The organism is Zoogloea oleivorans (genome assembly GCF_008107625.1).
GTDB classification, from domain to species: Bacteria; Pseudomonadota; Gammaproteobacteria; order Burkholderiales; family Rhodocyclaceae; genus Zoogloea; species Zoogloea oleivorans.
This window is the reverse complement of the sequence record NZ_SDKK01000009.1, coordinates 85,167-111,145: the sequence shown is the minus strand read 5'-3', so window position 1 is coordinate 111,145 and position 25,979 is coordinate 85,167. Positions and strand designations below refer to the sequence as shown.

At 61.0% G+C, this 25,979-nt stretch carries 27 protein-coding genes; 16 read left to right on the top strand and 11 right to left on the bottom strand.

The window, feature by feature from the left end:
• Position 1: 1 nt before the first annotated feature.
• The 4 genes from ETQ85_RS11120 to ETQ85_RS11105 form a co-directional block, all read right to left on the bottom strand.
• Entirely contained in the window at positions 2 to 2,794 is a 2,793-nt protein-coding gene (locus tag ETQ85_RS11120) for an ATP-binding protein (RefSeq protein ID WP_148579124.1), read from the bottom strand.
• Positions 2,795 to 3,003: 209 nt separating this feature from the next.
• Positions 3,004 to 4,137, bottom strand: a complete 1,134-nt coding sequence (locus tag ETQ85_RS11115; RefSeq protein WP_148579123.1) for a pyridoxal-phosphate-dependent aminotransferase family protein — start codon at positions 4,135 to 4,137, stop codon at positions 3,004 to 3,006.
• A 21-nt stretch (positions 4,138 to 4,158) separates the two neighbouring features.
• Positions 4,159 to 4,632 carry an SRPBCC family protein gene (locus tag ETQ85_RS11110; protein WP_148579122.1) on the bottom strand — a complete coding sequence of 158 codons (474 nt, stop codon included), beginning with the start codon at positions 4,630 to 4,632 and terminating at the stop codon, positions 4,159 to 4,161.
• A 28-nt stretch (positions 4,633 to 4,660) separates the two neighbouring features.
• Entirely contained in the window at positions 4,661 to 5,566 is a 906-nt protein-coding gene (locus ETQ85_RS11105) for a DMT family transporter (RefSeq protein WP_148579121.1), read from the bottom strand.
• Positions 5,567 to 6,312: 746 nt separating this feature from the next.
• Here ETQ85_RS11105 and earP point away from each other — a divergent pair.
• The 7 genes from earP (at position 6,313) to ETQ85_RS11070 (ending at position 11,264) form a co-directional block, all read left to right on the top strand.
• The gene (gene earP / locus ETQ85_RS11100; protein ID WP_425473124.1) at positions 6,313 to 7,524 is read left to right on the top strand and encodes an elongation factor P maturation arginine rhamnosyltransferase EarP; all 1,212 of its coding nucleotides are present in this window, start codon (positions 6,313 to 6,315) and stop codon (positions 7,522 to 7,524) included.
• Between the two features lie 57 nt (positions 7,525 to 7,581).
• Positions 7,582 to 8,142, top strand: coding sequence for an elongation factor P (efp, locus tag ETQ85_RS11095; RefSeq protein ID WP_148579119.1), 561 nt, complete (start codon positions 7,582 to 7,584; stop codon positions 8,140 to 8,142).
• Between the two features lie 170 nt (positions 8,143 to 8,312).
• Entirely contained in the window at positions 8,313 to 8,684 is a 372-nt protein-coding gene (locus ETQ85_RS11090; RefSeq protein WP_148579118.1) for a hypothetical protein, read from the top strand.
• Between the two features lie 67 nt (positions 8,685 to 8,751).
• Entirely contained in the window at positions 8,752 to 9,297 is a 546-nt protein-coding gene (locus tag ETQ85_RS11085) for a YaeQ family protein (RefSeq protein WP_148579117.1), read from the top strand.
• Positions 9,298 to 9,406: 109 nt separating this feature from the next.
• Complete coding sequence (locus tag ETQ85_RS11080; RefSeq protein WP_148579116.1) at positions 9,407 to 10,123, top strand: superoxide dismutase; 717 nt, start codon at positions 9,407 to 9,409, stop codon at positions 10,121 to 10,123.
• Positions 10,124 to 10,182: 59 nt separating this feature from the next.
• Complete coding sequence (locus ETQ85_RS11075; RefSeq protein ID WP_148579115.1) at positions 10,183 to 10,809, top strand: glutathione S-transferase family protein; 627 nt, start codon at positions 10,183 to 10,185, stop codon at positions 10,807 to 10,809.
• Positions 10,810 to 10,838: 29 nt separating this feature from the next.
• A complete protein-coding gene (locus ETQ85_RS11070) occupies positions 10,839 to 11,264 on the top strand; it encodes an META domain-containing protein (RefSeq protein WP_148579114.1) in 426 nt (141 codons plus the stop codon).
• An 8-nt stretch (positions 11,265 to 11,272) separates the two neighbouring features.
• Here ETQ85_RS11070 and ETQ85_RS11065 read toward each other — a convergent pair whose 3' ends face one another.
• The 6 genes from ETQ85_RS11065 to ETQ85_RS11040 are packed head-to-tail and all read right to left on the bottom strand — an operon-like array spanning position 11,273 to position 18,320.
• Positions 11,273 to 13,153 (bottom strand): MFS transporter, encoded by a 1,881-nt coding sequence (locus tag ETQ85_RS11065; RefSeq protein ID WP_148579113.1) that lies wholly within the window; start codon positions 13,151 to 13,153, stop codon positions 11,273 to 11,275.
• The gene (locus ETQ85_RS11060) at positions 13,150 to 14,385 is read right to left on the bottom strand and encodes an amidohydrolase family protein (protein ID WP_148579112.1); all 1,236 of its coding nucleotides are present in this window, start codon (positions 14,383 to 14,385) and stop codon (positions 13,150 to 13,152) included. The genes ETQ85_RS11065 and ETQ85_RS11060 overlap by 4 nt, the downstream gene beginning before the upstream one ends.
• Complete coding sequence (gene rrtA / locus ETQ85_RS11055; protein ID WP_148579111.1) at positions 14,382 to 14,945, bottom strand: rhombosortase; 564 nt, start codon at positions 14,943 to 14,945, stop codon at positions 14,382 to 14,384. The genes ETQ85_RS11060 and rrtA overlap by 4 nt, the downstream gene beginning before the upstream one ends.
• On the bottom strand, positions 14,920 to 15,762 hold the full coding sequence (rhlP, locus tag ETQ85_RS11050; RefSeq protein ID WP_148579110.1) for a rhombotarget lipoprotein: 843 nt from the start codon (positions 15,760 to 15,762) through the stop codon (positions 14,920 to 14,922). The genes rrtA and rhlP overlap by 26 nt, the downstream gene beginning before the upstream one ends.
• Before the next feature lie 25 nt (positions 15,763 to 15,787).
• A complete protein-coding gene (gene aas / locus ETQ85_RS11045) occupies positions 15,788 to 17,926 on the bottom strand; it encodes a bifunctional acyl-ACP--phospholipid O-acyltransferase/long-chain-fatty-acid--ACP ligase (RefSeq protein WP_148579109.1) in 2,139 nt (712 codons plus the stop codon).
• Between the two features lie 31 nt (positions 17,927 to 17,957).
• Entirely contained in the window at positions 17,958 to 18,320 is a 363-nt protein-coding gene (locus ETQ85_RS11040) for an ArsR/SmtB family transcription factor (protein WP_246128740.1), read from the bottom strand.
• 135 nt (positions 18,321 to 18,455) lie between these two features.
• Between ETQ85_RS11040 and ETQ85_RS11035 the strand changes: the two genes are divergently transcribed.
• The 9 genes from ETQ85_RS11035 to ETQ85_RS10995 all read left to right on the top strand — a co-directional run bounded on the left by ETQ85_RS11035 (position 18,456) and on the right by ETQ85_RS10995 (position 25,330).
• The gene (locus ETQ85_RS11035) at positions 18,456 to 18,797 is read left to right on the top strand and encodes an ATP synthase subunit I (RefSeq protein WP_148579108.1); all 342 of its coding nucleotides are present in this window, start codon (positions 18,456 to 18,458) and stop codon (positions 18,795 to 18,797) included.
• A gap of 2 nt (positions 18,798 to 18,799) precedes the next feature.
• The gene (gene atpB, locus ETQ85_RS11030; RefSeq protein WP_148579107.1) at positions 18,800 to 19,642 is read left to right on the top strand and encodes a F0F1 ATP synthase subunit A; all 843 of its coding nucleotides are present in this window, start codon (positions 18,800 to 18,802) and stop codon (positions 19,640 to 19,642) included.
• A 62-nt stretch (positions 19,643 to 19,704) separates the two neighbouring features.
• Entirely contained in the window at positions 19,705 to 19,950 is a 246-nt protein-coding gene (gene atpE / locus ETQ85_RS11025; RefSeq protein ID WP_148579106.1) for a F0F1 ATP synthase subunit C, read from the top strand.
• Positions 19,951 to 19,985: 35 nt separating this feature from the next.
• Entirely contained in the window at positions 19,986 to 20,459 is a 474-nt protein-coding gene (locus tag ETQ85_RS11020; RefSeq protein ID WP_148579105.1) for a F0F1 ATP synthase subunit B, read from the top strand.
• A 3-nt stretch (positions 20,460 to 20,462) separates the two neighbouring features.
• The gene (locus tag ETQ85_RS11015; protein ID WP_148579104.1) at positions 20,463 to 20,999 is read left to right on the top strand and encodes a F0F1 ATP synthase subunit delta; all 537 of its coding nucleotides are present in this window, start codon (positions 20,463 to 20,465) and stop codon (positions 20,997 to 20,999) included.
• A gap of 11 nt (positions 21,000 to 21,010) precedes the next feature.
• Complete coding sequence (atpA, locus tag ETQ85_RS11010) at positions 21,011 to 22,549, top strand: F0F1 ATP synthase subunit alpha (protein ID WP_148579103.1); 1,539 nt, start codon at positions 21,011 to 21,013, stop codon at positions 22,547 to 22,549.
• Positions 22,550 to 22,570: 21 nt separating this feature from the next.
• Positions 22,571 to 23,440, top strand: coding sequence for a F0F1 ATP synthase subunit gamma (gene atpG / locus ETQ85_RS11005; RefSeq protein WP_148579102.1), 870 nt, complete (start codon positions 22,571 to 22,573; stop codon positions 23,438 to 23,440).
• Positions 23,441 to 23,467: 27 nt separating this feature from the next.
• Positions 23,468 to 24,844, top strand: coding sequence for a F0F1 ATP synthase subunit beta (atpD, locus tag ETQ85_RS11000; RefSeq protein WP_148579101.1), 1,377 nt, complete (start codon positions 23,468 to 23,470; stop codon positions 24,842 to 24,844).
• A gap of 60 nt (positions 24,845 to 24,904) precedes the next feature.
• Complete coding sequence (locus tag ETQ85_RS10995; protein ID WP_148579100.1) at positions 24,905 to 25,330, top strand: F0F1 ATP synthase subunit epsilon; 426 nt, start codon at positions 24,905 to 24,907, stop codon at positions 25,328 to 25,330.
• A gap of 73 nt (positions 25,331 to 25,403) precedes the next feature.
• Here ETQ85_RS10995 and ETQ85_RS10990 read toward each other — a convergent pair whose 3' ends face one another.
• Positions 25,404 to 25,976: a ubiquinone biosynthesis accessory factor UbiJ gene (locus ETQ85_RS10990; protein WP_148579099.1), complete on the bottom strand. Its 573-nt coding sequence runs from the start codon at positions 25,974 to 25,976 to the stop codon at positions 25,404 to 25,406.
• Positions 25,977 to 25,979: the final 3 nt, after the last annotated feature.

Below are 25,979 nucleotides of genomic sequence, written 5' to 3'. Positions count from 1 at the left end.
CTCAAACAGCACTGGCACCGGGCTGTTCCGACAACCAGCGCAACAACATCGCAAACAGCGCGTCCGGGTCCACCGGCTTGGTGATGAAATCGTTCATTCCAGCCTCCAGACAACGGACTTTGTCCTCGGCAAAGGCATTGGCAGTCATGGCCAGAATCGGCGTACGACAACCCAAAGCCCGCAGCCTGCGCGTTGCCTCCAGGCCATCCATGACCGGCATCTGCATGTCCATCAGAATCAGCGCATAACCTCCACCCGCCGCAAGATTGACCGCTTCGGCCCCGTTTTGAGCCACATCCGGAGCCAGGCCGACATCAGCCAGCAGGCTCAGGGCAACCTCCTGGTTCACGGCCTCATCCTCCACCAGCAACACCCGGGTGCCGTGGAAATAGCGCACCAGCAACTCCTCGGCCGATACCGTCGCGACAGGTTCTGATGTCACCACAACGCCCCTGCCAAGCCGGACGGTGATCCAGAAAGTGCTGCCAACACCGGGTTCGCTGTCGACCCCCACATTGCCGCCCATCAGTTCGGCAATGCGGCGGGTGATCGACAGACCCAGGCCTGTACCGCCAAAACGACGGGTCATCGAATCGTCGGCCTGCTGGAAAACCTCGAACAGATGCATCTGCTGCGCAGCGCTCATCCCGATCCCGGTGTCCTCAACCTCGAAGCGCAGCAAGACCTCCCGCTCATTCTCCTCGACCAGACGACCGCGCAGGCTGATGTAACCCTTTTCGGTGAATTTGACCGCATTGCCGAGGTAGTTGAGCAGGGCCTGGGACAAGCGTGTTTCATCCCCATGCAGAAACTCGGGAATCCCCGAGAGATCCACCCGAAAGCCCAGACCCTTGCTGCGCAAGCCTTCACCCACCACCGTGGTGATCAGCCGGATCAGGCCTGTCAGCTGGAAATCACGCTTTTCCAGAACCAGCTTGCCGGCTTCGATCTTCGACAGATCCAGAATGTCGTTGAGCACACCCAGCAAATGCCGGGCTGCACTGTCGATCTTGTCGAGCTGCTCGGTTTGCGCCGGATCGCAGCCAGCCCGGCGCATCAGGTGGGCCATGCCGATGATGGCGTTCATCGGCGAACGGATCTCGTGGCTCATGCTGGCCAGAAAAGCGCTCTTGGCCTGGGTGGCTGCCTGGGCTTCGGCGGCCTTGCCAACCAGCTCGTCGTTAAGTACCTCGATCTCGCGGGTGCGCGCCTTGACCATGTCTTCGAGCTTTTCCCGATGCCCCTCCAGTTCCGCCTGGATGCGCCGGTTTTCGGTGACATTGTCGAAAACGGCAACAAATTCACCCTCCGCCAGACGGAACACCGCATACGAAAACCAACGTGCCAGCGCCACGGAATACTGCTCCCACCGAGCCGGCTGGCCGGTTTGCACAACCTGGTCGAGCGCCGCCAGCAGTTCCGCGCTCGTCGCCGGATGACCAGGCAAGGCTTCGCTGAGAGTACGGCCGACGATCACCTTGAGGCCGGTAACCTCACCGAAAGCTGGATTGACCCGCAGGAAGACCACATCAACCGGCCGACCATCCCGGTAAATGAGCTTGCAGTGAGCCACCGCGTTGAGCATGTTTTCGAACAGGGAACGGTAGCTGTCCTCGCTGTGACGCAGGACCAGTGCCTCGCGCAGACGTTGCTGGCGCCAGATCATGCCGAGAAAGAGCGCCAGCGCCGCAACAATCGACGCGACGATGGCCGTACTCGCGATGGCCAGACCACGCACACTGGCAAACACCTCGTTCTGATCGATCTTGGCCATCAGCATCCACGGTGTCCCGGATACCGCCCGCGCTGCAGCCAGCACCGGCACCCCGCGATAATCCGGCCCCGCGTAATTACCCGGCCCGATACGCATTGCCTGGGCGGCCGGGAGCAGGCTATCGACGGGAAAACTCAGTGCAGTCTGGCCTGGCGAGCGATGACGCAGATCGTTGAGAAACACGACCTGGTCCCCCTCTCGACGCAAGATGACGATTTCCCCCGAGGCCGATTTGCGCGGCCAGGCCTGCGCCAGGGGAAAAAGCTCGCGCCGGGCATCGAGGGTGAAGGCCATCACGCCGAAAACCGGACGCTCCGGACGGGTGTGATCGCGAACCTGGGCTGCAAAGCTCAGATGGATCCTGCTGTCACCGGAGATCGCGCTCAGATCGGCTAAAACCGGTGTAGGCGATTGCAGCGCCCGCCGGGTGATTTCCTGCAGTTGATCCGCACTGTGCCGCAAATTGCCCACCGTCAGCAGGCTGTTGCCATCCGCATCCGCCAGTTCGATGGCCTCATAAGCATGGGAATGCTGATCCTGCTGCAAGCGCGCGCTCAGCCGGGCTTCGATCTGCGGATCCCCGCTACGCTGCCACGTCTCCAGCACATCCATCAGGAAGGGTCCCTGGGAACGATCCACCGCGTAAGCACGGCGTGCTTCGACCCATTCGGCCACCTGACCAGCCTTGATTTGGGCGACCGCCTCCAATTCCTCCACCTGCTGCCGGCGAATCGACTCCGCCAGACTGGAATAGATCAGCACGCCACTGAGTACCAGCACTGCAGTCAGAACAAGGAACACCGTGATCAGTTGCCCGGGGCGAGCCGTCTCCGGCAGGGGCAGCAGCGCGTCCCTGTGGCTTCGCTCCAGGCTGTTGAGGATGCGATAAAGAAAAGCACCACTCACCGCCACGAAAAACCAGCCCTTGAGCGTGCCAGCCACGGCAAGTACAAGCGGATCGTGAAAAACCAGGCCGATCAGTTGATCGGAAAAAAGAATCCACAGGGTCGCCACGAGCACGTACGCAAGCGTGATCCTGAGCGCCCAGGTATGACGGGCGAGCTGCTTGGAGAGACAGGAAACCGACAGAAGAAAGGACTTTCAGCCAGAAAATGGCAGGACGGGATGCCCCACCTTGAAGACGCTTCCAGCTTCACAGAAAGTGACATTACTGTCTGTCGGGAAAGACTGACAAACCTCGTATCAGTACGAGGTTTGTCAGGGCAAATTTAACGCTGGATCACCGTTTTGAGCGCCGCCAGGCACAGGGCAATATTGGCCTGCCGGCTGGAATGGCCCATCAGGCCGATACGCCACACCTTGCCGGCCAGAACACCGAGGCCGGCACCGATTTCCAGGCCGAACTCCTGCAACAGACGCGTGCGCGCCGCCGCTTCGTCAATGCCTTCGGGCACCCACACGGTGTTGAGCTGGGGCAGGCGGGCATCTTCGCGCACCACAAAGTTCAGGCCGAGGGCTTCCAGGCCGGCACGCAGCTGCAGGTGGTTGTCGCGATGACGCTGCCAGGCCGCCTCGAGGCCTTCTTCAGCCAGCATCACCAGCGATTCGTGCAGGCCGTAGAGCGGATTGACCGGCGCCGTGTGGTGGTAGGTGCGCTTGGCGCCACTCCAGTAGCCGAGCACCAGGCTCAGATCCTGGAACCAGCTCGGACAGGGCGTCTTGCGGGCGCGAATGCGCTCGACGGCGGCCGGTGAAAAGCTCACCGGCGACAGGCCAGGGGTGCTCGACAGGCACTTCTGACTACCCGAATAGGCCGCATCGATGCCCCACGCGTCCAGCAAAACCGGCACGCCACCAAGGGACGTCACGCAATCCATGATCGTCAACGCACCGTAACGGCGGGCAATCGCCGCCAGCGTAGCCGCATCGGACAGCGCACCAGTGGAAGTTTCGGCGTGCACGAAGGCAAACAGGGCCGCATCTGGATTGGCAGCGAAGGCTTCTTCGACCTTGGCCGGATCGACCGGGGCGCCCCACGGATCTTCGACGATCACCAACACACCGCCAGCCCGGCGCACGTTCTCGGCCATGCGCTGGCCGAACACGCCGTTGATGCACACGATGACCTTGTCGCCGGGGCTGACCAGGTTCACGAAACAGGTTTCCATGCCCACCGAGCCGGGGGCAGAGACCGGGAAGGTCAGCTCGTTTTCGGTCTGGAAGGCGTAGCGGAGCAGGCTTTTCAGCTCGTCCATCATGCCGACGAAGGCCGGATCAAGGTGGCCAACAGTGGGCCGCGCCATGGCGGACAGCACCCGCGGCGGCACATCGGACGGTCCGGGCCCCATCAGGGTACGGACCGGCGGCTGGAAGGAACGGATCTCGGGGCGTGCGACCTTCATGGTATCTCCTTGTTTTTTTGGCTACTGGGGGCGGCCGTTGGCCGCGATCATGCGGATGATGCGGACCGTATCCACGTCCGATTCCCGGTACGCGGCCTTGACGAATTCCGACACCTGAAGCCCTTCACCAGCACTCATGCCATCCGGCAGGGACGTCGAGTAGGTGAAGCGCAGGTAGAGACTGTTCGGATCGGGCTGCTCGAGGCGGATGGTGAGCTTGCCACCCGCGTGCTCGGCATTCGCAGCCGACTCGAAACACACCCACTCGTGGTGCACGAAGGTGACCGTATCGCGGATGTGCGCACTGCCGAAGTACAGCGCGCGCTCCACCCCCTCGTGGCTACGCGACAAAATTTCGCAGCGATCCAGCCCGGGCAGGAACACACAAGGCTCCTCCACCCGGTACATCAGGCCTTCCCAGACCTGCTCCACGGCCAGGGGCTCGATGAAGGCATTGAGCGGATCGTTGATCGCAATCAGGTGTTCGAAATGCAAGGGCTGCTCCGGAAGTCAGGCGCGGAGTTTAGCGGTTCTTGAAACCCGTCGTCAGCCAGATACCGGCAAGAATCAGCGCAATTCCCGAAAAATGGTAGAGCCGCGGTACCTCGCCAAGGAACAGCGTAGCCAGGATCGTGCTGAAAGCCGGCATCAGGTGGATGAACAGCCCGGCCTTCGAGGCACCGACTTCGGCCACTGCCCGGTTGTAGAAAACATAACCGAGAAAGGCCGGAAAGATCCCGGTGTAGGCCACTCCGGCCAGTGCTGCCGGACTCAGATGCAGCTGTACGCCACCAGCCAGTTCCAGCCAGGTGAGAGGCGCCAGCACCGCCAGACCAATCACCGTCAAGGTCGCCAGCAGGGCCATCGGGTGCACACCCGCCGGACGCCACTTGAGGCCAAGGGTGTACAGCGCCCATGACAGTACCGCCGCCAGCATCCACAAATCGCCCACATTCAGGCTCAAACCGGCCAGCACGGCCGGATCGCCACGGCTGACGATGGTCATCACGCCGATGAAGGACAGCGCCACCCCGACCGACTCCACCCGCGTGGCCCGGTGCCCGAGGAACCACGAGATGGCGATGATCGCGATCGGAATGAAGGAATTCAGCAGGGCCGCATTGGTTGCGGTGGTGTGGGCCAGGGCCAGGTAAGCCAGCGTGTTGTAAGCCCCGACGCCCAGCACACCGAGGACCAGCAGGATGCCCCATTGGCCGGCATTCAGCCCGCGCAGGGTGTGCCGGTGGGGCCAGGCGAAGGGCAGGGTCAGCAGCAGGGCCAGGATCCAGCGACCGAAAGCCAGACTCATGGGTGGTACCGCTTCACGCAGTCCACGTCCCACCACCATGTTGCCTGACCAAAACAGGACAGTCAGCGTCAGCAACAAATAGGGGTGAGTCAGAAGCCGGGGAAATCGACGGTCGGACATGAAGTGGCATGCCTGCAGACAGGACGGATCGGGATTATGGGGGAGGTCCGTGAAGTCTGGTCTAGGGATGAACCCGTATGACTTTGCCCTTCCTGCTGAAGACAGGTTTTGGGGAAAAGTCTTGAGGAGGTTTGTTCTTATGTTTTTGTTTATATATATAAGACTATGTTAACTGTGTACAGGCCTTTTCTGTGGATAACCCGGTAAACCCCTTTTTTTTCATTGAGATGGAAGTGGGAAAAAGCTCTGGACAGAGGGGGGATCAAGACTGGGACAGATTGGGGAGCAATTTTGCGCCTGCGCGGTTTACCTGGTTTGTCCACAATTTCTGCGGAAGTTAACCGTCAAGTTGTGCACAGGCAGAACGCCAAACCAAGTTTTGGAGACAGTTTGTGAGTGTCTGCGATCTGCACAACCTGATCACGAACCCTGCAAATTTGTCTTCAGGACCCCAAGGAATGTTGTTCAGTGCCTGGACGATTTTCGGATCAAGCAGATAGACCTCTGTTGTCCAAAACAGAGGAAGTTCTTGAGGAGGGCGTGGTTTTAGTGGGTAAGGGATTTGTTTACTGTTTTTTGTTTATATATAAATACTGTTAACGTTTACGCTCGGATGTTTTCTGTGGATAAGTACTTAAAGTCCATTTTTTTCAAAAAGTTATCCGGTTTATAAAGCTGTCTGCAAGACCCTGTACGGTGTGTGGAGGGATTGTTGAGCAATTTTGACCTCGCTTCATCGAAGGGCTTTGTGCACAATCCATTCGCCTTCTTTTCCCGGTTTATCCCCAGCTTTGTCAGTTCTTTCGCAGACTCCAGACCCTTCCGTTCCGGCGCCATCCCGTTGGCACCTTTTCTGCGTTGTTGTGGATAATTTTGGCGACATCGGTGTGTGCTGGCGGCTGGCGCGGCAACTGGCGGCCGAGCACGGGATTGCCGTCCGCTTGTGGGTGGATGACCTGAAAAGCACGCGTCGCCTGATTCCGGCTCTTGATCCGGCAGCCTCCAGGCAGTTCATTGATGGTGTCGAGATCCGCCAGTGGGGCGATCCACTGTCGTCGGTTGATCCTGGCGAAGTCGTGATTGCGGCTTTTGCCTGCTCTTTGCCGGAATCTTTCCTGGAGGCCATGGCCCGGCGCACGCCGAGACCGGTGTGGGTAAATCTCGAATACCTGAGTGCTGAAGAGTGGGTGAGTGGCTGCCATCGCATGCCCTCACCGCATCCGCGCCTGCCGCTGACCCAGCATTTTTTCTTTCCAGGCCTGGAAGCGAACACGGGGGGTTTGATCCGCGAGGCCGATTACGCGGCGCGCCGGGCCGTTTTTTCGCCGCAAGCCTTCTGGGATGCCCTCGATTTAGCCCCGCCCGAGCCCGAAGAATTGCGGGTTTCCCTGTTTTCCTATGAAAACGCCGGTTTGCCGGAGCTCTTCGATGCCTGGTCGCGCAGTGTTTCGCGGGTTACCTGCCTGGTTCCGGAGGGGCGGATACTGCCTGGGGTGGCAGCGGAATTCGGAGTCAGTGGTCTGCGTGCCGGTGACCGTCTGATCCGCGACAGCCTGACTGTGCGGATACTGCCCTTCGTCGAACAAGCCTGCTACGACGAGCTGCTGTGGTCCTGCGATCTCAATTTCGTGCGCGGGGAAGATTCTTTCGTGCGCGCCCAGTGGGCCGAAAAACCCTTCGTTTGGCACATCTACGCCCAGCAGGAGGGCGCCCATCTGGAAAAACTGGAGGCTTTCCTTGCTTGCTACCGAGCCGGACTCGACCCGGAAGTGGCGCGGGCTCTGACGGATTTCTGGCTGGCGTGGAACCGCGGGGAAGGCATCGGCGAAGCTTGGCCAGCCTTTTTGGCAGCACTGCCCGCCCTGTTTAGCCATGCCAAGCGGTGGTCGGCAAAGCTGCAGGAGGTGGACGATCTGGCCAGCCAGTTAGTGCAATTCTGTAAAGTTGCGCTAGAATAATAAGTTACCTATTGTCCGTGGCACGTGCCGCGCAAACTTCAGCAAGCAGGAAACAGCATGAAAACCGCAATGGAACTCCGCTCCGGCAACGTGATCATGGTGGGCGCCGATGCCCTCGTGGTTCAAAAGGCCGAGTACAACAAGTCCGGCCGCAATGCCGCTGTCGTCAAAATGAAGCTCAAGAACCTGCTCACGGGCGCTCCGTCCGAGTCGGTTTACAAGGCTGACGACAAGTTCGAAGTCGTCGTTCTCGACAAGAAGGAAGTGACTTTCTCCTACTTTGCCGATCCGATGTACGTGTTCATGGACGCCGACTACGAGCAGTACGAAGTCGAAGCTGAAAACATGACCGACGCGCTCAAGTACCTGATCGACGGCATGCCCTGCGAAGTCGTGTTCTTCAACGGCAAGGCGATCTCCGTGGATCTGCCGACTGCCGTCGTGCGAGAAGTCGAATACACCGAACCGGCCGTCAAGGGCGACACTTCCGGCAAGGTTCTGAAGCCGGCCCGCATCCTTCCCAGCGGCTTCGAACTGTCCGTTCCGGCCTTTGTGGAAATCGGCGACAAGATCGAAATCGACACCCGTACCGACGAATACCGCGCCCGGGTGAAGTGATTCCGCAGCGTCAGGTTTCAAGGAAAGGCCCCATGGGGCCTTTTTCTTTTTGTGTGAAGGTCATCCTTCCTGCATCCTGGTGCGTTAGGATGGCGCGCGCATAGTGCATGCGGACGGATTTTCGTCCGGTTGAATTCCTTGTTGAACAACCCCCCGCTGGAGACTTTCCGATGAATACCCGTTCCCTTGCTGTTGCTGCCCTGATTGCCCTCGCCCTTGCTGCCTGCTCCAAGAAGGAAGAAGCACCCGTTCCGGCTCCGACCCCCGTTGTAGACGCTGCCAAGGAAGCTGCCGACAAGGCTGCTGAGGCCGCCAAGCTGGCTGCCGAAGCCACCAAGGATGCCGCCAAGGATGCAGCGACCGCGACCACCGACGCTGCGAAGAGCGCCGCTGACGCGACCAAGGAAGCTGCCAAGGACGCCGTTTCTGCTGCCAAGGATGCTGCTGCCGCGACCAAGGAAGCCGGCAAGGATGCGGCTGCCGCTACCGCTGATGCCGCCAAGGAAGCTGCCGAGAAGGCCAAGGCTGCTGTCGGCAAGTAATCCGGCCAGCCAGCTTTTCGAACCGGGCCTTGTGCCCGGTTTTTTGTTTTTCAGCCCGACGATCGCCATGGCTCTCAAATCCACCATTTTTCGCGCCAATCTCACTGTTTCCGACCTGGATCGGGGGCATTTCGCCGAGCACATCCTGACCCTGGCCCGACATCCCTCTGAAACCGACGAGCGGATGATGGTGCGTGTCCTCGCCTTTGCGTTGAATGCCGACGAGCGCCTGCAGTTCGGTCGCGGCATTTCGACCGTGGACGAGCCCGCCCTTTGGGTGCGCGACGACACCGGTCGCGAAATCCAGTGGATTGAAGTTGGCCTGCCCGACGAACGCTTGTTGCGTCGTGCCTGCGGCCGCGCCGATGAGGTGATCGTTTTCGCCTATGGTGGCCGGGTGGTGGATCTCTGGTGGCAGAAGGACGCGGCCACCCTTGGCAAGTTGGGCAACCTGAAGGTGTTTTCCCTTGCACCGGAAGATTCCAGGGCACTCGCTGCGCTGGCCGAGCGCAACATGAACCTCAGCTGTACCATCCAGGACGGTCAGATCTGGTTTTCCAGCGGTGACACCACACTCACGCTGAGTTTGCGGACGGTCTATCCGCAGACGTAATTTCCGCTTGCACGGATCGATGACAAAAGCCTGCCGTACTGGCTAATAATGGCGGACCGGGTTCTCCTCACGAAATCCGGACTCATCGATTCCCAACCGGAGATATCGCATGCCTTCCTTGGTTTTTTCTGATTCGCCAGCCGGCTTTAGTCGTCGTCAGTTTCTGGGTGCTTCGCTGGGCGCGCTTGCCTTTGCCTCCCTCGGCGGCGTTCCTGCGATCGCCCGCGCCGCCAGTCCCATCGTGCTGCCGTCCCTGCCTTATGCAGACAGCGCCTTGAGTCCGGTTATTTCCGCCAACACCCTGGGCTTCCACTATGGAAAGCATCACAAGGGCTATGTGGATAACTTGAACAAGCTGATTGCCGGTTCGGATCTGGCTGACTTGTCCCTCGACAAGATCATCGCCGCGGTGGCCGGCAAGGCCGACAAAACCGCCATCTTCAACAACGCTGCCCAGACCTGGAACCACAGTTTCTACTGGAAGAGCCTGCGCCCGAATGGCGGTGGTGAACCGCCGGCGGCCCTCAAGCAGAAGATCGAAGCCTCTTTTGGTAGCGTCGATGCCCTCAAGAAGGAACTCGCCGCCGCTGCCATGAGCCAGTTTGGTAGTGGCTGGGCCTGGCTGGTGGCCGATGGCGACAAGCTCAAGGTGGTCAAGACCGCCAACGCCGAGCTGCCCCTCACGGCCGGCCTCAAGCCTTTGCTCACCATCGATGTGTGGGAGCACGCCTATTACCTGGACTACCAGAATCGTCGTGCCGATTATGTGAATGCGCTGATCGACAAGCTCATCAACTGGGAATTTGCCCTGCAGAACCTGGGCTGACGGCCCGTCGCCGGTCATGGGCTAAGCTGCCTGCGACCGGCTCTTGAAGGAGATTCAGCATGGATCGTCGCGTTACCTTTTTTCATTCCCCCAACACCCGCTCCTCGGGCATCCTCGCGCTATTGCGCGAACTGGACGCCGACTATGCACTGAAGGTGCTCAACATGAAGGCTGGCGAGCAGCGTGAGCCTGCCTATCTGGCCATCAACCCGATGGGCAAGGTGCCGGCCATTGTGCACGGGGAAACCCTGGTCACCGAGCAGCCGGCCATCGTCATCTATCTGGGCGATCTCTACCCGGAAAGCGGTCTGGCACCGCAAATGGGCGACCCGCTGCGCGGCGCCTACCTGCGCTGGCTGGTGTTCTACGGTTCCAGTTATGAGCCGGCAGTGGTCGACCGGGCCATGAAACATGAGGCGTCATCGAAGGGTTTGTCGCCTTATGGCGACTTCGACACCATGTTGGCGACGCTGGTGGCGCAGCTTGAAAAAGGCCCCTGGCTGCTCGGCGAGCGTTTCAGCGCGGCTGATGTGCTGTGGGGAACCGCTCTCGGCTGGACCCTGCAGTTTGGTCTGGTGCCCGACTTGCCGGTGCTGCGCGCCTACGCCGAGCGCGTCAACGCCCGGCCGGCACTGTTGTGGGCGCGCGAAAAGGACGCTGAGTTGGCAGCCGCCCAGGGCGCCTGAGTTATCCACAGTTTCAGCGGAGGTTTCTCATGTCGATACGCCCCTTGCTCGCCGCGTTGCCCTTTGCCCTTCTGGTTCAGGCCTGTAGCGGGATTTCCGCTACGTCGGCCGTGCCGCTGGAAGACACGCCCTGGACGCTGGTCAGTCAGGATGGGGTTGCCGTAGCACCCGGCAGTCGGGCCCGTCCAGCCGAAATCTTGCTCAAGGACAAGCGGCTTGGTGGCAGCGGGGGGTGTAACCGCCTGATGACGACTTACACGCTGGATGGTGACAAGCTCAAGTTCGGCCTGCTCGCCGCAAGCAGAATGGCCTGCGCAACTGGCATGAAGGAAGAAGCCGGATTCGTCAGCCTGTTGCAGAGGGTCGTGCGGTGGCAGATCGAGGGTCGCCATCTGGTGCTGTTTGACGGAGCGGACAAGGCCGTACTGCGTTTCGAGGTGCGGACAGGGTTGTAGTTTTTGTCCTATTTCCAGTCGCCACGCAGTTCTGCCACCTGCACCTGAAGGCCGGGGATGCTTACCGTTTCCGGCGCAAGTGGTGCGCCGGCGACCAGCTCGATCTTGTTGAACAGGCCGCGCCGCAAGGGCCGGCTGAGTGCCGGACCGTCCTTGCGCGAAAACATGCTGCCCCACAGTCCGCGCAGGGCCAGCGGCACGACCGGCACCGGATTGGCGTCGAGGATGCGGGCGATGCCCGGGCGGAAGGGGCACAGCTCCCCATCGGCAGTGATCTTTCCTTCCGGGAACAGCCCGATCAGCTCGCCGGCGGCCAGCGCCGCCGACACTTCGGCAAAGGCCGCATCCATCATCGCCGGGTCTTCCTTGGCCGGAGCGATGGGAATCGCCTGGCTATGGCGGAACACGAAGGACAGCACCGGCCAGCGGAAGATGCGGTGATCCATCACGAAGCGGATCGGGCGCCGGCATGCGGCGGCGATCACCAGCGCATCGACGAAGCTCACATGGTTGCACACGATGACTGCCGGGCCGTTTTCCGGGATGTGCTCGAGGCCCTCGGTGCGCAGGCGGTACACGCTGTGGATAAGTAGCCAGACGATGAAACGCAGCAGAAATTCCGGCACCAGCCGGAAAATGTACAGCGCCACCGCCGCGTTCATCAGGGCTGCCACGCCGAACAGTATCGGGATGCTCAGGCCGGCGCCGAGCAGGGCGCCGGCAGCCAGCGCGCCGGTAACCATGAACAGCGCGTTGAGGATGTTGTTGGCGGCGATCACCCGGGCCCGGTGGCCGGCGGCGGAACGGCTTTGCATCATCGCGTAGAGCGGCACGATGAAGAATCCGCCGAAAACGCCGAGCATCAGCAGGGCCAGCAGCACCCGGAGCATGCCCGGCTGGGCCAGCACAGCGCCGATGGCCAGCGGCGCACCGGCGGGCAGCACGGCCGGCGAAGCGAAGGCCAGGTCGAGCCCGAAAAGGGTCAGGCCGATGGAGCCGAAGGGCACCAGGCCGATTTCCACGTGGCCGCCGGAGAGTTTTTCGCACAGCAGGGAACCGAGCCCGATGCCCACCGTGAAGGTGGCCAGCAGCAGCGTTACGGTGCCTTCGCCGCCCCCCAGGACGCCCTTGGCGTAGGCCGGAAACTGGGCCAGGAACAGTGCACCGTACAGCCAGAACCACGAGATGCCCATGATTGCCAGGAAAACCGGCCGGTTTTCGCGGGCGAAGCCGATGTTGCGCCAGGTTTCGGTGAATGGATTCGGATTGACCTTCAGGCCGGGTTCGGGCGCGGGGGCCGGCGGTACGCCGCGGCTGGTGAAATAGCCGGTGATGGCGACCAGGATGCCGCCGCCGGCGATCCATAGATCGCCATATTCGGCAGCGGCGAGCAGCCCGCCGACCAGGGTGCCGATGAGGATGGCGACGAAGGTGCCGGCTTCCACCAGCGCGTTGCCTCCGACGAGTTCTTCCTCGTGCAGGTGCTGGGGCAGCAGGGCGTATTTCACCGGGCCGAAGAGGGTCGAGTGGCAGCCGAGCAGGAACAGGGCGCCGAACAGCGTCGCCAGGTTGTGCAGCAGGAAGCCGGCGAGGGCGACGACCATGATGGCGATTTCGAGCACCTTCACAAGTCGCGTCAAATAGGCCTTGTCGTATTTGTCGGCGAGCTGGCCGGCGGTTGCCGAGAACAGGAAGAAGGGCAGGATGAAAATGCCCGCAGCCAGGTTGGCGAGGAGCTCCGGCTTGATCGTCGTCCAGCTGGCCGCCTGGAAGGTGAGCAGCACGACCAGCGCGTTCTTGAACAGGTTGTCGTTGAAGGCGCCGAGGAACTGGGTCAGGAAGAAGGGCCGGAAACGTTGCTCGCGGAGGAGATGGAACTGGGAACTCATGCGGGTTTCCGATCGAAAAAGGGGCGTGTTTCGAAGACGTTGGCGGAAAAGTGATGTTTGCCTGAGCGCAGCTGGCGCTTGAGGACAAAGTCGAAAAGCAGCGGATTGTGCTCGCGGAGGGTTTCCAGCACCGGCACGGCGGCGGCGTCGAGGAGTTTTTCGGCGGCCAGCCGGCGGGGGGATACCAGCGGCAGGATGCCGGGCAGCGGGTAGTCGGTGCCGAAGAGCAGGCGCGGTTGCCAGTCGTCCCGCTCGAGGAGGGTCCGGATGACGCCCAGCTGGCGGTTGCGCAGGGTGATCGCCGAGATGTCCCCGAAGAGCCTGCCTTCGTAACGGGCTTCGCGCATCAGGCGGGCGAACAGGCTGAAGCTGGAAACTTTCGGCCCGTGAGTGCCCTGATCTTCGTCGTGGTCCTCGCCAAGGCTGGCGCAATGGGCGACGACTACGCGCACGCCGTGATCCAGGGCCCGGCGCAGGCGCAGCGGGTTGCCCCAAGCGGCTTGGCCGGCGCCATGGACGGCTTTTTCTTCGCCGGCGTGGCTGATCAGCGGCAGGTCGAGGCGGGCGAGGGCGGCGTAGAAACGGTCACAGGCGGGGGAGGCGGGATCGATTCCCATCGCCGGCGGCAGCCATTTCACGGCGCGCGCGCCATCGCGGGTGGCGGCTTCGAGGGCCTCGACGCAATCCGGCCGGTAGGGGTGGATCGAGCAGGCCCATTCAAAGTACGCCGGATGCGCGCGCGCCACGTCGCGGGCGTAGGTGTTGGGGACGTGAAAGGCGGTGAGTTCGGGGCGAGGCTGGCCGCTGCTGTTGTGGGTGCGCTCGAAGGCAAAGAGCAGCAGCTTGAAGCCGGGTGCCATGCCATCGCTCAGGTTGTGCAGGCGTTCCACGTAGCTCTGGTCTACCCGGCCGGGGGCCTCGTGGGCGCAGCCGGCGTTGAGGTAGAAGAGGCGCTGCAGATATTCGGTGGGGTGGAGCGGACTGAGCATCCGTGGATTCATCTCGATGCCGGAGGCGCCGTCGCCAATGCCGGCCAGGTGGGCGTGGCAGTCCCACACCTTGGTGGGGTCGAGGCCCTGCCAGGCCGAGCGGACGATATCGTGGTTTGCGATGTCGGGCGGCAGGTTGGCGCGGCACGGGTTCCAGACGGTATGGCGGGCCAGTGCCGTGCCGCCGGAACCGAACAGTGCTGCAGCACTCAACGTGCCGAACAGGAAATGACGTCGATTCATGGGCGGGAAGGCTTCCGGGTGTCGCGCAGCCGGAAGCCGGCAGCGGCGAGGAGGCCAAGCAGCAGGCCGCCTACATGGGACTGCCAGCTGGTGACGATACCGTCGGGCAGTAGTGGTGATGGTGTGCCGCTGAAAATATCGAAGGTGAGCTTGCCGATCCACGCGATGGCAAGGATCCACCCGATCGTGCCGCCTTCGACCGCAGCGCCGACCACCAGCATCGCCACCAGTCCGGACAGGCCCCGGTAATGTTCCATTTCCGGCGTGGTGGCCAGCAGAAACAGCGACAGCAGCGGGGCCGCGACGGGCAACAGAACCAGCCAGCGGCAGATCGGCTTGCCGGCCACCAGGGCCAGCCCGGCGATGGCGGCGAGGTTGCCGGCCAGGTGCAGCGTGGACCAGTGGCAGAACTGGCCGGTCCACAGACGCCACAACTGGCCGCCGAGGATGGCCGGCCTGTTGAACTCCATCAGGTCTGCGGGCAGCAGATTGGCCACGACGATAAACCCGAGGGCGACCAGAAGCAGGCGGTTTTCAGCCACCACGACGCTGGCGGGCAAGGGCGAGCAAGGCGGCGACGCCGATCAGGCCAAGTCCGGCAAGACCGGTATCACCACCCCTGTGGCTGCCGCTGTAACCCGGTTTTTCGACAATACGCGCGACTTTCTCTTCTTTTACGCGGACTTTGAAGGTTTCCAGTTGCTTGTCGAGTTGGGGAATCAGGCTGTCGATGGCCTGGCTGAAGCCTTCGCTGCGCGCGGCACGGGATGCTTCCGAGAACTTGACCATTGGCGAACTGCCCTTGATCTGGCTGGTGCCGGGTGCGCGGAAGAGCAGATTGCGGCTTTTCACGTCGAATACCGAGGCATCGACGAGGGTGTTTACGTCGTACTGGTCGCCATTGATCAGGTAGGCACCGACGATGGTCCAGTAAAGCAGGGACAGGCGGTTGCTGTCGTTGAACTGGACCTGATCGTAGGACAAGAGGGTGACGACATCCACGTTGAACATGCGGGCGGCCTGTTCCAGGTTGTCGAAACCGCCGCCGGCCCGCAGGTAGGCGCTGGGGATGACCTCGATGGCGGAAATGTAGGGCCGATTGGCGAAGGCCGATTTGATCCGGTTGAGGAGCTGGTCGCGCTCGGCTTCGCTCAGGTCGCCGAAGCGCTCGCCGGGGACGAAGGCGATGCCGACCCGCAGGGGCAGGCGGAGCTCGGGTACGGTGGGGGCGAGGATGGGCTTGTCGCCCTTCGGGTAAAGGTATTCGACCACTGTGCCGCGTTGGGTGCGGGAATTGTGATCGAACCAGGTGGCGCAGCCGGACAGGGTGCCCAGAGCCAGGGTTGCACACAGAAGCACGACGGATTTGCGGATCATGACGGATTCCTTTGCTTAAGCGTGCTCAGGCTTTTTCGGCCCATTGCTTGAGGGTGACGTAGTCGATCTTGCCGGTACCGAGCAGTGGCAGGGCTTCTACCGGGATGATCCGGCGAGGCACGGCGATTTCCGGCCAGCCGCTGTCGCGGGCAGCGCTCTGGAGCTGTTCGCGGGCCAGTTGGCGGTCGGTGGTGAACAGCAGGATGGTTTCGCCGCGGGCCGGATCCGGCTGCGTCGAGGCGGCATGGGCAGCGCCGGGCGAGGCGACGGCAGCCAGCTTTTCGACGGCTTCGAGGGACACCATTTCGCCGGCCACCTTGGCGAAGCGCTTGACCCGGCCGACGATCTTCACGAAGCCGTCTTCGTCGATCTCGACCACGTCGCCGGTTTCGTACCAACCCTCGCCGGCGGGCGAGGCGGGTGGTTGCAGTACGCCGGGCTGCTCGAAGCGCAGGTAGCCGGACATCAGGTTGGGGCCCTTCACGTGGAGCATGCCGCCCTTTGGAATGCCGGGGACCGGCACCAGCTGGTGCTGCAGGCCCGGCAAAAACTGGCCGACGGTGCCGCTGCGAAAGGCCATCGGGGTATTGACGGCGAGTACGGGGGCGGTTTCGGTGGCACCGTAGCCTTCGAAGATGCGGATGCCGAACTTCTCGAACCACAGGTCGCGCACGGGTGTGGCGAGCTTCTCGGCGCCGGCGATCACGTAGCGAAGGCGGTAGAAGTCGTAAGGATGGGCGAACTTGGCGTAGTTGCTGAGAAAGGTGCTGGTGCCGAGCAACACCGTGCAGTTGCGGTCGTAGGCGAGTTCGGGGATGACCCGGTAATGCAGCGGCGAGGGGTAAAGAAAGACCTTGGCACCGGTGAGCACCGGCAGCAGCCCGCCGGCGGTGAGGCCAAAGGAGTGGAACAGCGGCAGGGCGTTGAGGATCTTGTCATCGGTAGAAAAATCGACCACCGCACGGATCTGGGCGATGTTGGCGAGCAGTGCCCGGTGCGACAGCACGACGCCCTTCGGCTTGCCTTCGGAACCGGAGGTGAACATCACCACCGCCGCGTCTTCGGGCGATCCCGCTGGCAGCGCAGTGCGCGGGAAGGGCAGCGCCCACAGCATCAGCCACAGTTTGTCGCCAAAACTCATGGTGTCGCGCAGGTCTTCGAGGTAGCGCAGATGCACGCCCTGCAGGGCCGCGAGTTTGTCGCCGAGCTTGGCCTGCTCGACAAAAGCGCGCGAGGTGATGATTGTGTGCACCTGGGCGGCGGTACAGGCGGCCTGCATGCCATCGACGCCGGCAGTGTAGTTGAGCATCGCGGCGGTGCGCCGATGGGCCGCCAGGCCGAAGATCAGGCCGAGGGTCGGCGCCAGGTTGGGCAGCAGCAGGCCGACCCGTTCGCCGGGCTGGCTTTCTTTCGCCACCAGGCGCCCAAGGGCGAGGGCCATCTTGATGAGGTCGCGGTAGCTGTATTCGATCTGCTTGAGATCCTCGATCTGGCGCCGATTGACCCCGTGGATGTCGGCTGCGTCGAGCAGGGCGCCGAAGAGGGTCTGCTCGGGGCGGGTTGCGAAAATCATTTCCTGCATCAGGCGGCGCATCGCTTCACCCGCCTTGCGACGGCGCAGGCGGGCGGTGGCGGCATCCGGCATCGGGATGCGGGTGGTGGGCAGGATCGACAGGCTGATGCGCGGGAAGAGCTTGCGTGGCACGTGGGCGGCCAGCCGCGAGAAATAGGTGCGGGCGGCACCGTCGATGCGCACCGGCAGGATGGTCGCGCCGGTCTTGGCGGCGACGAAGGCCGGGCCGTCGTAGGTCTTCATCAGGCTGCCGGTGGTGGTGATGCGGCCTTCCGGGAAGATCACCACCGGGCGTCCGCCCTCGATAAGGCGGATCACTTTCTTCATCGCCATCGGACTCGTCGGATCGACAGCGAGGTAATCCACCAGCGCGAGGAGAAGCCGGAAGGCCGGGTTGCGCACTACGCCGGTATGCACGACGAAGACCGGATCGAGGGGCAGAAAGAGGCCGAGCAGCAGGCCGTCGAGAAAGGATTCGTGGTTGGCGACGATCAGCAGCCGGGATTTTTCCTCCGGTAGCGATCCGTTGATGCGAACGCGGAACAGGATGGAGGCGATGCTGCGCAGCAGGGCTTTGATGAGGTTTCGCATGATTGAGGGAGAGCGGGTCGGAGCCTGGAGTCTAGAGACAGGTATCGAGATACACGGCGACCTTGCCAAAGGCCTCCTGCAGAAATGCTTTGTTCACGTGGAAATAAATTTCCTTCCCCTCACGCTCAGCCTGCAGCACCCCAGCCTCCCGAAGTACCTTCAAATGATGGGATACGGTTGACCGGGCGAGAGTGGACACCTCCGCAATCTGACCGACGTTAAGCCGTTCGCCAGGTTCGAAGGTGAGCAGGATGCGTTGTCGGTGCTCGTCGCCGAGAGCCGCAAAGACTGCTGCGATGTCACACCAGGTTTCCGGAATGGCCCGGGAGTAGTCTTTATTCATATCGATAATGATCGATATGTTTGTCAGGCATGTCAACTCCTTGTGCTGCATTCGATTAGCGGCAGCCGGCGGCCATCTGATTGCCGCAGTGCAGCAAGCATTGACTTGGCTACGGTTAACCCTTACCATCCGCACGTTTTTCGTACGGCGGATGGCGCAACACCCGACGTGCCACGCAGAGAACCAATGTTAAAAGCGGTATACCTGCAGATAGGCGCGACAATACTGGCATCATTGATTGCCGGATTAGTAATGGGGTTGCCAGGTGCGCTGTCGGCGGCGTTGGGAGGCGCAGCCTGTGTTCTTCCCAATTTGTTGTTCGCCCTGCGTCTGAGCGCAGTTGCCAAGCGTCCCGATGCGTCGTATCCGCTTGAGTTTTTCGTTGGCGAGTTCGTAAAGATCGCGTCAACCGTAGGATTGTTGGCGACCGTTCAGCTCGTGTATGCAGACGTCCATTGGTTGGCGCTGTTTATCGGGTTTGTTGTGGCGCTGAAGGCGAATTTATTTGCATTTTTGGTGAAGAACTAACCATGAGCACTGGCCACGAAGCGCACGCCCCTACCGCGGGTGAATACATTGTCCACCACTTGACCCACCTGAATTCGACTGGTCACGCCCAAACCGCGATCATCGACTGGAGCGTCTGGAACCTGGATACCATCTTTTTCTCTATTGCCATGGGTGTCGTCACCCTGTTCATCCTGATTACAGCCGCCAATAAAGCGACTTCAGGTGTTCCGGGACGCTTCCAGGCAGCCATCGAAATTCTCTTCGAAATGGTGGCCGATCAGGCCAAGGGCATCGTGCATAGCGCCGAGTCCCGCAAGTTTGTTGCGCCGGTTGCCCTGACGGTGTTCTTCTGGATCTTCCTGATGAACTCCATGGACTTCCTGCCGGTCGATCTGCTGCCGAAGATCTGGGCACTGATCACCGGTGACGAACATGCCTACCTCCGCGTCGTGCCCACGGCCGACCTGAACGGCACTCTTGGCATGTCCATCGGCGTGCTGTTGATCTGTGTTTACTACAACATCAAGATCAAGGGTTTCGGCGGCTGGGTTCACGAACTCTTCACCGCCCCCTTCGGTTCGCATCCGCTGCTGTACCCGATCAACTTCCTGATGCAGATGATCGAATTCCTCGCCAAGACCGTTTCCCACGGCATGCGGTTGTTCGGCAACATGTACGCTGGCGAGCTGGTGTTCATGCTGATCGCGCTGATGGGTGGTACCGCTACCGTGTTTGGTTTCCTCGGTCACGTTGTTGCCGGTTCCATCTGGGCCGTCTTCCACATCCTGATCGTTGCGCTTCAAGCATTCATCTTTATGATGCTGACCCTGGTGTACATCGGTCAGGCGCACGAAAGTCACTAAGTTTCAAAGTTTAAGCAGTCGTTTCGGTTTCAATTTAAATCATCTCAACTAAAGGAGTCGTCATGGAACACGTTCTTGGTTTTGTTGCTCTGGCCGCCGGTTTGATCATTGGTCTGGGCGCTATCGGTGCCTGTATCGGTATTGGCATCATGGGTAGCAAGTACCTGGAAGCATCCGCTCGCCAGCCCGAACTGATGAATGCCCTGCAGACCAAGATGTTCCTGCTGGCTGGTCTGATCGACGCTGCGTTCCTGATCGGCGTTGGTATCGCCATGATGTTCGCGTTCGCCAACCCGTTCAAGCTCTGAGTTTCGCGGTTCAACCTGACTAAAGGAAGATTACCGTGAATCTGAACGCAACCCTGGTAGCCCAGCTCGTTGTGTTCTTCATTCTGGCGTGGGTCACGATGAAGTTCGTGTGGCCCCCCATTGTGAAGGCACTCGATGAGCGTGCGAAGAAGATCGCTGACGGGCTGACGGCTGCGGACAAGGCGAAGAGCGATCTCGCTCATGCCGAGAAGAAAGTCGTCGAAGAACTGCGCAAGGCGCGTGAGTCCGCTACGGACGTTCGTGCCTCTGCTGAAAAGCAGGCTGCAGTTTTCGTCGATGAAGCTCGCGCCGAAGCCGCCCGTATCATTGCCCAGGCCCGTGAAGCCGCTGAAGCCGAAGCTGGCGTCGCTGCTCAACGTGCCAAGGAAGCCCTGCGTGATCAGGTCGCCCAACTCGCTGTTGCCGGCGCCGAGAAGATTCTCCGCAAGGAAATCAACGCTCAGGCGCATGCCGACCTGCTGGCCAACCTGAAACAGGAACTTCAATAAGCCATGGCCGAGAACGTCACCATCGCACGCCCCTATGCTGAAGCGGCATTTCAGCTCGCTTCTGCGGGCAATGCGCTGGGGCCTTGGTCGGAAGTACTAGATCGGCTGGCCGCAGTGGCCTCCGATCCGCAAATGCGGGATTGCATTACCGATCCCAAGCTCCTGCCGGAACAACTGGCAGGGCTTTTTCTTGATGTATCCGGTACCGGACTATCTGCCGAACAGCAGAACTATGTTCGTGTCCTGGTCGAGAATGAGCGTTTGCAAGTGCTTCCCGAGATCCGTGACCTGTTCGTTATCCTCAAGAACGAACAAGAAGGCGTCAAGGAGGCGAACATTACCTCCGCGTTCCCGATGGACGATGCCACGCTGAAAGCGCTCGTTGCTGACTTGGAAGCCCGTTTCAAGGCCAAGCTCAACGTAATCGTCAGCGTAGACCCCGAATTGATTGGTGGGGTCAAGATCGCCGTTGGGGATGAAGTCATCGATGCCTCGGTCCGCGGCAAGCTCGCGAACATGGCCGCCGCGCTAAAGAACTAGGAGCATAAGCTATGCAACTCAACCCCTCTGAAATCAGTGACCTGATCAAGAGTCGGATTCAGAACCTGCAGCTGTCCGCGAATGCCCGCACTGAGGGTACCGTGGTTTCAGTGACCGACGGTATCTGCCGTGTCCACGGCCTTTCGGATGCCATGCAGGGCGAAATGCTGGAATTCCCCGGCAACGTTTTTGGCCTCGCCATGAACCTCGAACGCGACTCCGTCGGCGCCGTGGTTCTGGGTGAATACGAAGGCATTTCCGAAGGCGACACCGTGAAGTGCACGGGCCGCATTCTGGAAGTTCCGGTTGGTCCCGAACTGCTGGGCCGTGTCGTGAACTCCCTCGGTCAGCCGATCGACGGCAAGGGTCCGATCAACGCCAAGCTGTCCGAGCCGATCGAAAAGGTCGCTCCGGGCGTTATCTGGCGCAAGTCGGTTTCCCAGCCGGTGCAAACCGGTCTGAAGTCGGTCGACGCAATGGTTCCGGTTGGTCGTGGTCAGCGCGAACTGATCATTGGCGACCGCCAGACCGGCAAGACCGCCGTCGCCGTTGATGCCATCATCAACCAGAAGGGCGAAGGCGTTTTCTGTATCTACGTTGCAATCGGCCAGAAGGCTTCGACGGTTGCCAACGTGGTGCGCAAGCTTGAAGAGCACGGCGCGATGGAATACACCATCGTTGTTGCTGCTACCGCTTCCGAGTCCGCTGCGATGCAGTACATCGCTCCGTACTCCGGTTGCACCATGGGCGAGTATTTCCGCGATCGCGGTCAAGACGCCCTGATCGTTTATGACGATCTGACCAAGCAAGCCTGGGCCTACCGTCAGGTTTCCCTGCTGCTGCGTCGTCCCCCGGGCCGTGAAGCCTACCCCGGCGACGTGTTCTACCTGCACTCCCGCCTGCTCGAGCGCGCAGCCCGCGTGTCCGAAGAGTATGTCGAGAAGTACACCAACGGTGAAGTCAAGGGCAAGACCGGTTCGCTGACCGCTCTCCCCGTGATCGAAACCCAGGCTGGTGACGTTTCCGCGTTCGTTCCGACCAACGTGATCTCGATCACCGACGGTCAGATCTTCCTGGAAACCGACCTCTTCAACGCAGGTATCCGTCCCGCTATCAACGCGGGTATCTCGGTGTCCCGCGTGGGTGGTGCAGCTCAGACCAAGGTGATCAAGAACCTCGGCGGCGGTGTGCGTCTGGCACTCGCCCAGTACCGTGAGCTGGCTGCGTTCGCGCAGTTCGCTTCCGACCTGGACGAAGCTACCCGCAAGCAGCTCGAGCGCGGTCGTCTCGTTACGGAACTGATGAAGCAGCCGCAATACGCGCCGCTCAAGGTTTCGGAAATGGCGATCACGCTGTTCGCAGTCAATAAGGGCGCTTTCGACGATGTCGATGTCAAGCGTGCCCTGGCTTGCGAAACTGCGATGCACCAGTTCGTGAAGACCAAGGCTGCCGATCTTGTTGCCAAGATCGAGTCGACCAAGGTTCTCGATGCGGAAGGCGAAAAGCAACTCGGCGCCGCAATCGAAGAGTTCAAGAAGAGCTGGGCGTAACGCAGGCATACGGAGAGCGAAATGGCTAGCGGTAAAGAGATCCGTAACAAGATCAAGAGTGTCCAGAACACTAAAAAGATCACCAAGGCCATGGAAATGGTTGCAGCTTCCAAAATGCGCAAGGCTCAAGAGCGCATGCGGGCTGCCCGTCCCTATGCCGAGAAGATCCGCCGTCTCGCCGCGAATCTGTCTGCAGCCAACATCACCGACTACAAGCATCCGTTCCTCGTTACGAAGAACGATGTCAAGCGTGTTGGGCTGATCGTCGTAACGACCGACAAGGGTCTGTGCGGCGGCCTCAACACCAACACCTTGCGCACCGGGTTGAGCGCGCTCAAGGATTGGGAAAGCAAGGGTGTCACCGACATGCGTGTGACCTGCATTGGCAACAAGGGGCTGGGTTTCATGCAGCGTCTGGGTGCCAAGGTCGTCTCGCATGTCACCCAGCTCGGGGATACTCCCCATCTGGAAAAGCTGATCGGACCCGTCAAGGTCATGATCGATGCTTTCCAGAATGGTGAGCTGGACGAAGTGCACCTTGTTTACTCCCGCTTCATCAACACGATGAAGCAGGAGTCCCAGCTTGAGCAGCTTCTCCCGCTGACCGGCGAGCGTCTCGGAACCCCCGAAGGGAACTGGGACTACCTCTACGAGCCGGATGCGCAGGTGGTGATCGACGAACTCCTGGTGCGCTATGTCGAAGCGCTGGTGTACCAGGCTGTCGCCGAGAACATGGCATCCGAACAGAGTGCCCGGATGGTGGCGATGAAGGCCGCTTCTGACAACGCCGGCAGCGTGATCGGCGAACTGCAACTGGTCTATAACAAGACTCGTCAGGCAGCGATCACGAAAGAACTGTCCGAAATTGTCGGTGGCGCAGCCGCGGTGTAATGCTTTAACAAGTTTGGGGAAACGACGATGAGTCAAGGAACGATCGTTCAATGCATCGGCGCCGTGGTGGATGTGCAATTCCCGCGCGACGCGATGCCCAAGATTTACGACGCCCTTACCCTGGAAGGTGCTGAACTGGTTCTTGAAGTTCAGCAACAACTGGGCGACGGCGTTGTGCGTACCATTGCGCTGGGGTCTTCGGACGGCCTGCGTCGTGGCATGCAAGTTTCGAACAGTGGCAAGGGCATTGCCGTGCCGGTCGGCCACGGCACGCTGGGCCGGATCATGGATGTGCTGGGTCGTCCGATCGACGAAGCCGGCCCGATCCAGTGCGACGAGCGCCGGACCATTCACCAGAAGGCTCCGAAGTTCGACGAACTGTCCCCGTCCGTGGATCTGCTCGAAACCGGTATCAAGGTTATCGATCTGATTTGCCCGTTCGCCAAGGGCGGCAAGGTGGGTCTGTTCGGTGGCGCCGGTGTGGGCAAGACCGTGAACATGATGGAGCTCATCAACAACATCGCCAAGCAGCACAGCGGTTTGTCGGTGTTTGCCGGCGTGGGCGAGCGTACCCGTGAAGGGAACGACTTCTACCACGAAATGAAGGACTCCAACGTTCTCGACAAGGTTGCGATGGTGTTCGGTCAGATGAACGAACCCCCGGGCAACCGTCTGCGTGTTGCGCTGACCGGTCTGACCATGGCCGAGCGTTTCCGTGACGAAGGTCGTGACATCCTGTTCTTCGTGGATAACATCTACCGTTACACCCTGGCCGGTACCGAAGTGTCCGCGCTGCTGGGTCGTATGCCTTCTGCGGTGGGTTACCAGCCGACGCTGGCCGAAGAAATGGGCCGTCTGCAGGAGCGGATCACCTCCACCAAGGTGGGCTCGATCACTTCCATCCAGGCCGTGTATGTGCCTGCGGATGACTTGACCGATCCGTCCCCCGCGACCACCTTCCTTCACCTCGACTCGACCGTCGTGCTGTCGCGTGACATCGCCTCGCTGGGTATCTACCCGGCTGTCGATCCGCTCGACTCCACCTCCCGTCAGCTCGATCCGCTGGTTGTGGGCGAAGAGCACTACAACACCGCTCGCGGTGTTCAGGTGACCCTTCAGCGTTACAAGGAACTTCGCGACATCATCGCGATTCTGGGTATGGACGAACTGGCTCCGGAAGACAAGCTTCTGGTGTCCCGTGCTCGTAAGATCCAGCGTTTCCTGTCGCAGCCGTTCTTCGTGGCGGAAGTGTTTACCGGTTCCCCCGGCAAGTACGTCCCCCTGAAGGAAACGATCAAGGGCTTCAAGATGATTGTTGCCGGCGAATGTGACCATCTGCCCGAGCAGGCCTTCTACATGGTCGGCCCGATCGAAGAGGCCTTCGAAAAAGCGAAGACCCTCTAATCATCGCGACCATCCGGTGGTGTTCCTCAGGAGCCCGCCGGATCGAAGAGGATACTAGCTATGGCAATGACTATTCACGTCGATATCGTTAGCGCGGAAGAGCAGATTTTCTCCGGTCTGGCTGAATTTGTGGCCCTGCCCGGCGAAGCTGGTGAGTTGGGGATTCTGCCCGGCCACATGCCGCTGATGACCCGGATCAAGCCGGGTGCCGTGCGCGTCAAGGTCCAGAACCAGGCTGAGGAAGAGCTGGTTTTTGTGGCTGGCGGCCTGCTGGAAGTTCAACCGGGTCTGGTTACGGTTCTGGCGGATACCGCCATCCGTGGCAAGGATCTGGATGAGGCGAAGGCTCTGGAAGCCAAGCGTGTGGCTGAAGAGGCTCTGCAGAATCAGGGTTCTGCCCTGGAGTACGCAAAGGCTCAGTCCGAACTGGCTTCGGCATTGGCCCAGATCGCGGCAATCAGCAAGCTGAAGAAGCGCGGTCACTGATCAAGACGAAGTCGCTGTATTGCAAAAGGGCAGTCCGCAAGGGCTGCCCTTTTTGTTTGGTTCCTGGTGCCGTTTAGTTGCGGGACTCAAGCTTGCGCAAACGTTTTTCCAGGCGGGCAAGGTCGTCGCGCAAGACGGTGGTGGTGCGGGAGAAGTCTTCCAGTGCGTGACGTTTGACGAGGACGGGCTGTTCCTCCCCAAAGTACTCAGCCAGGTTTTCGAGCAGATTCTGCGCGGTCTGACGATGCCAGCCGGCAAGACTCCGGACCGTGCCCACTGCGCGATGGGCGGCAATGTCGCCGATGACACGCGACAAAGCCTCTTCGCCGTCCCAGCGCAACTTGCGCAGGACGAAGCCGAGGGCGTCGGCGAGGTCCGCATTGCCGCTGATGCGGATGTCGCTCATCAGCGCATCCGGGCCCCCCATGGCTTTGGGCAGGGAGGCCAGGGGCAGCTCAAGGGATACGTCCGGTTCCGTGGTCGCGGCATCGCTGAAGTAGCCGTCCTTGTCGATACCAAGGCCGAGCTCCAGGGGTTTGAGTACGAAGATCGCGGTGCGTCCGGCGAAGGGCGCGAGGCGCTCCCGCGCCCACGGGGCATCGGCAAGAAGGTGATTGAGGCCGGCAATGGCTGACGAGGCGAACATCTC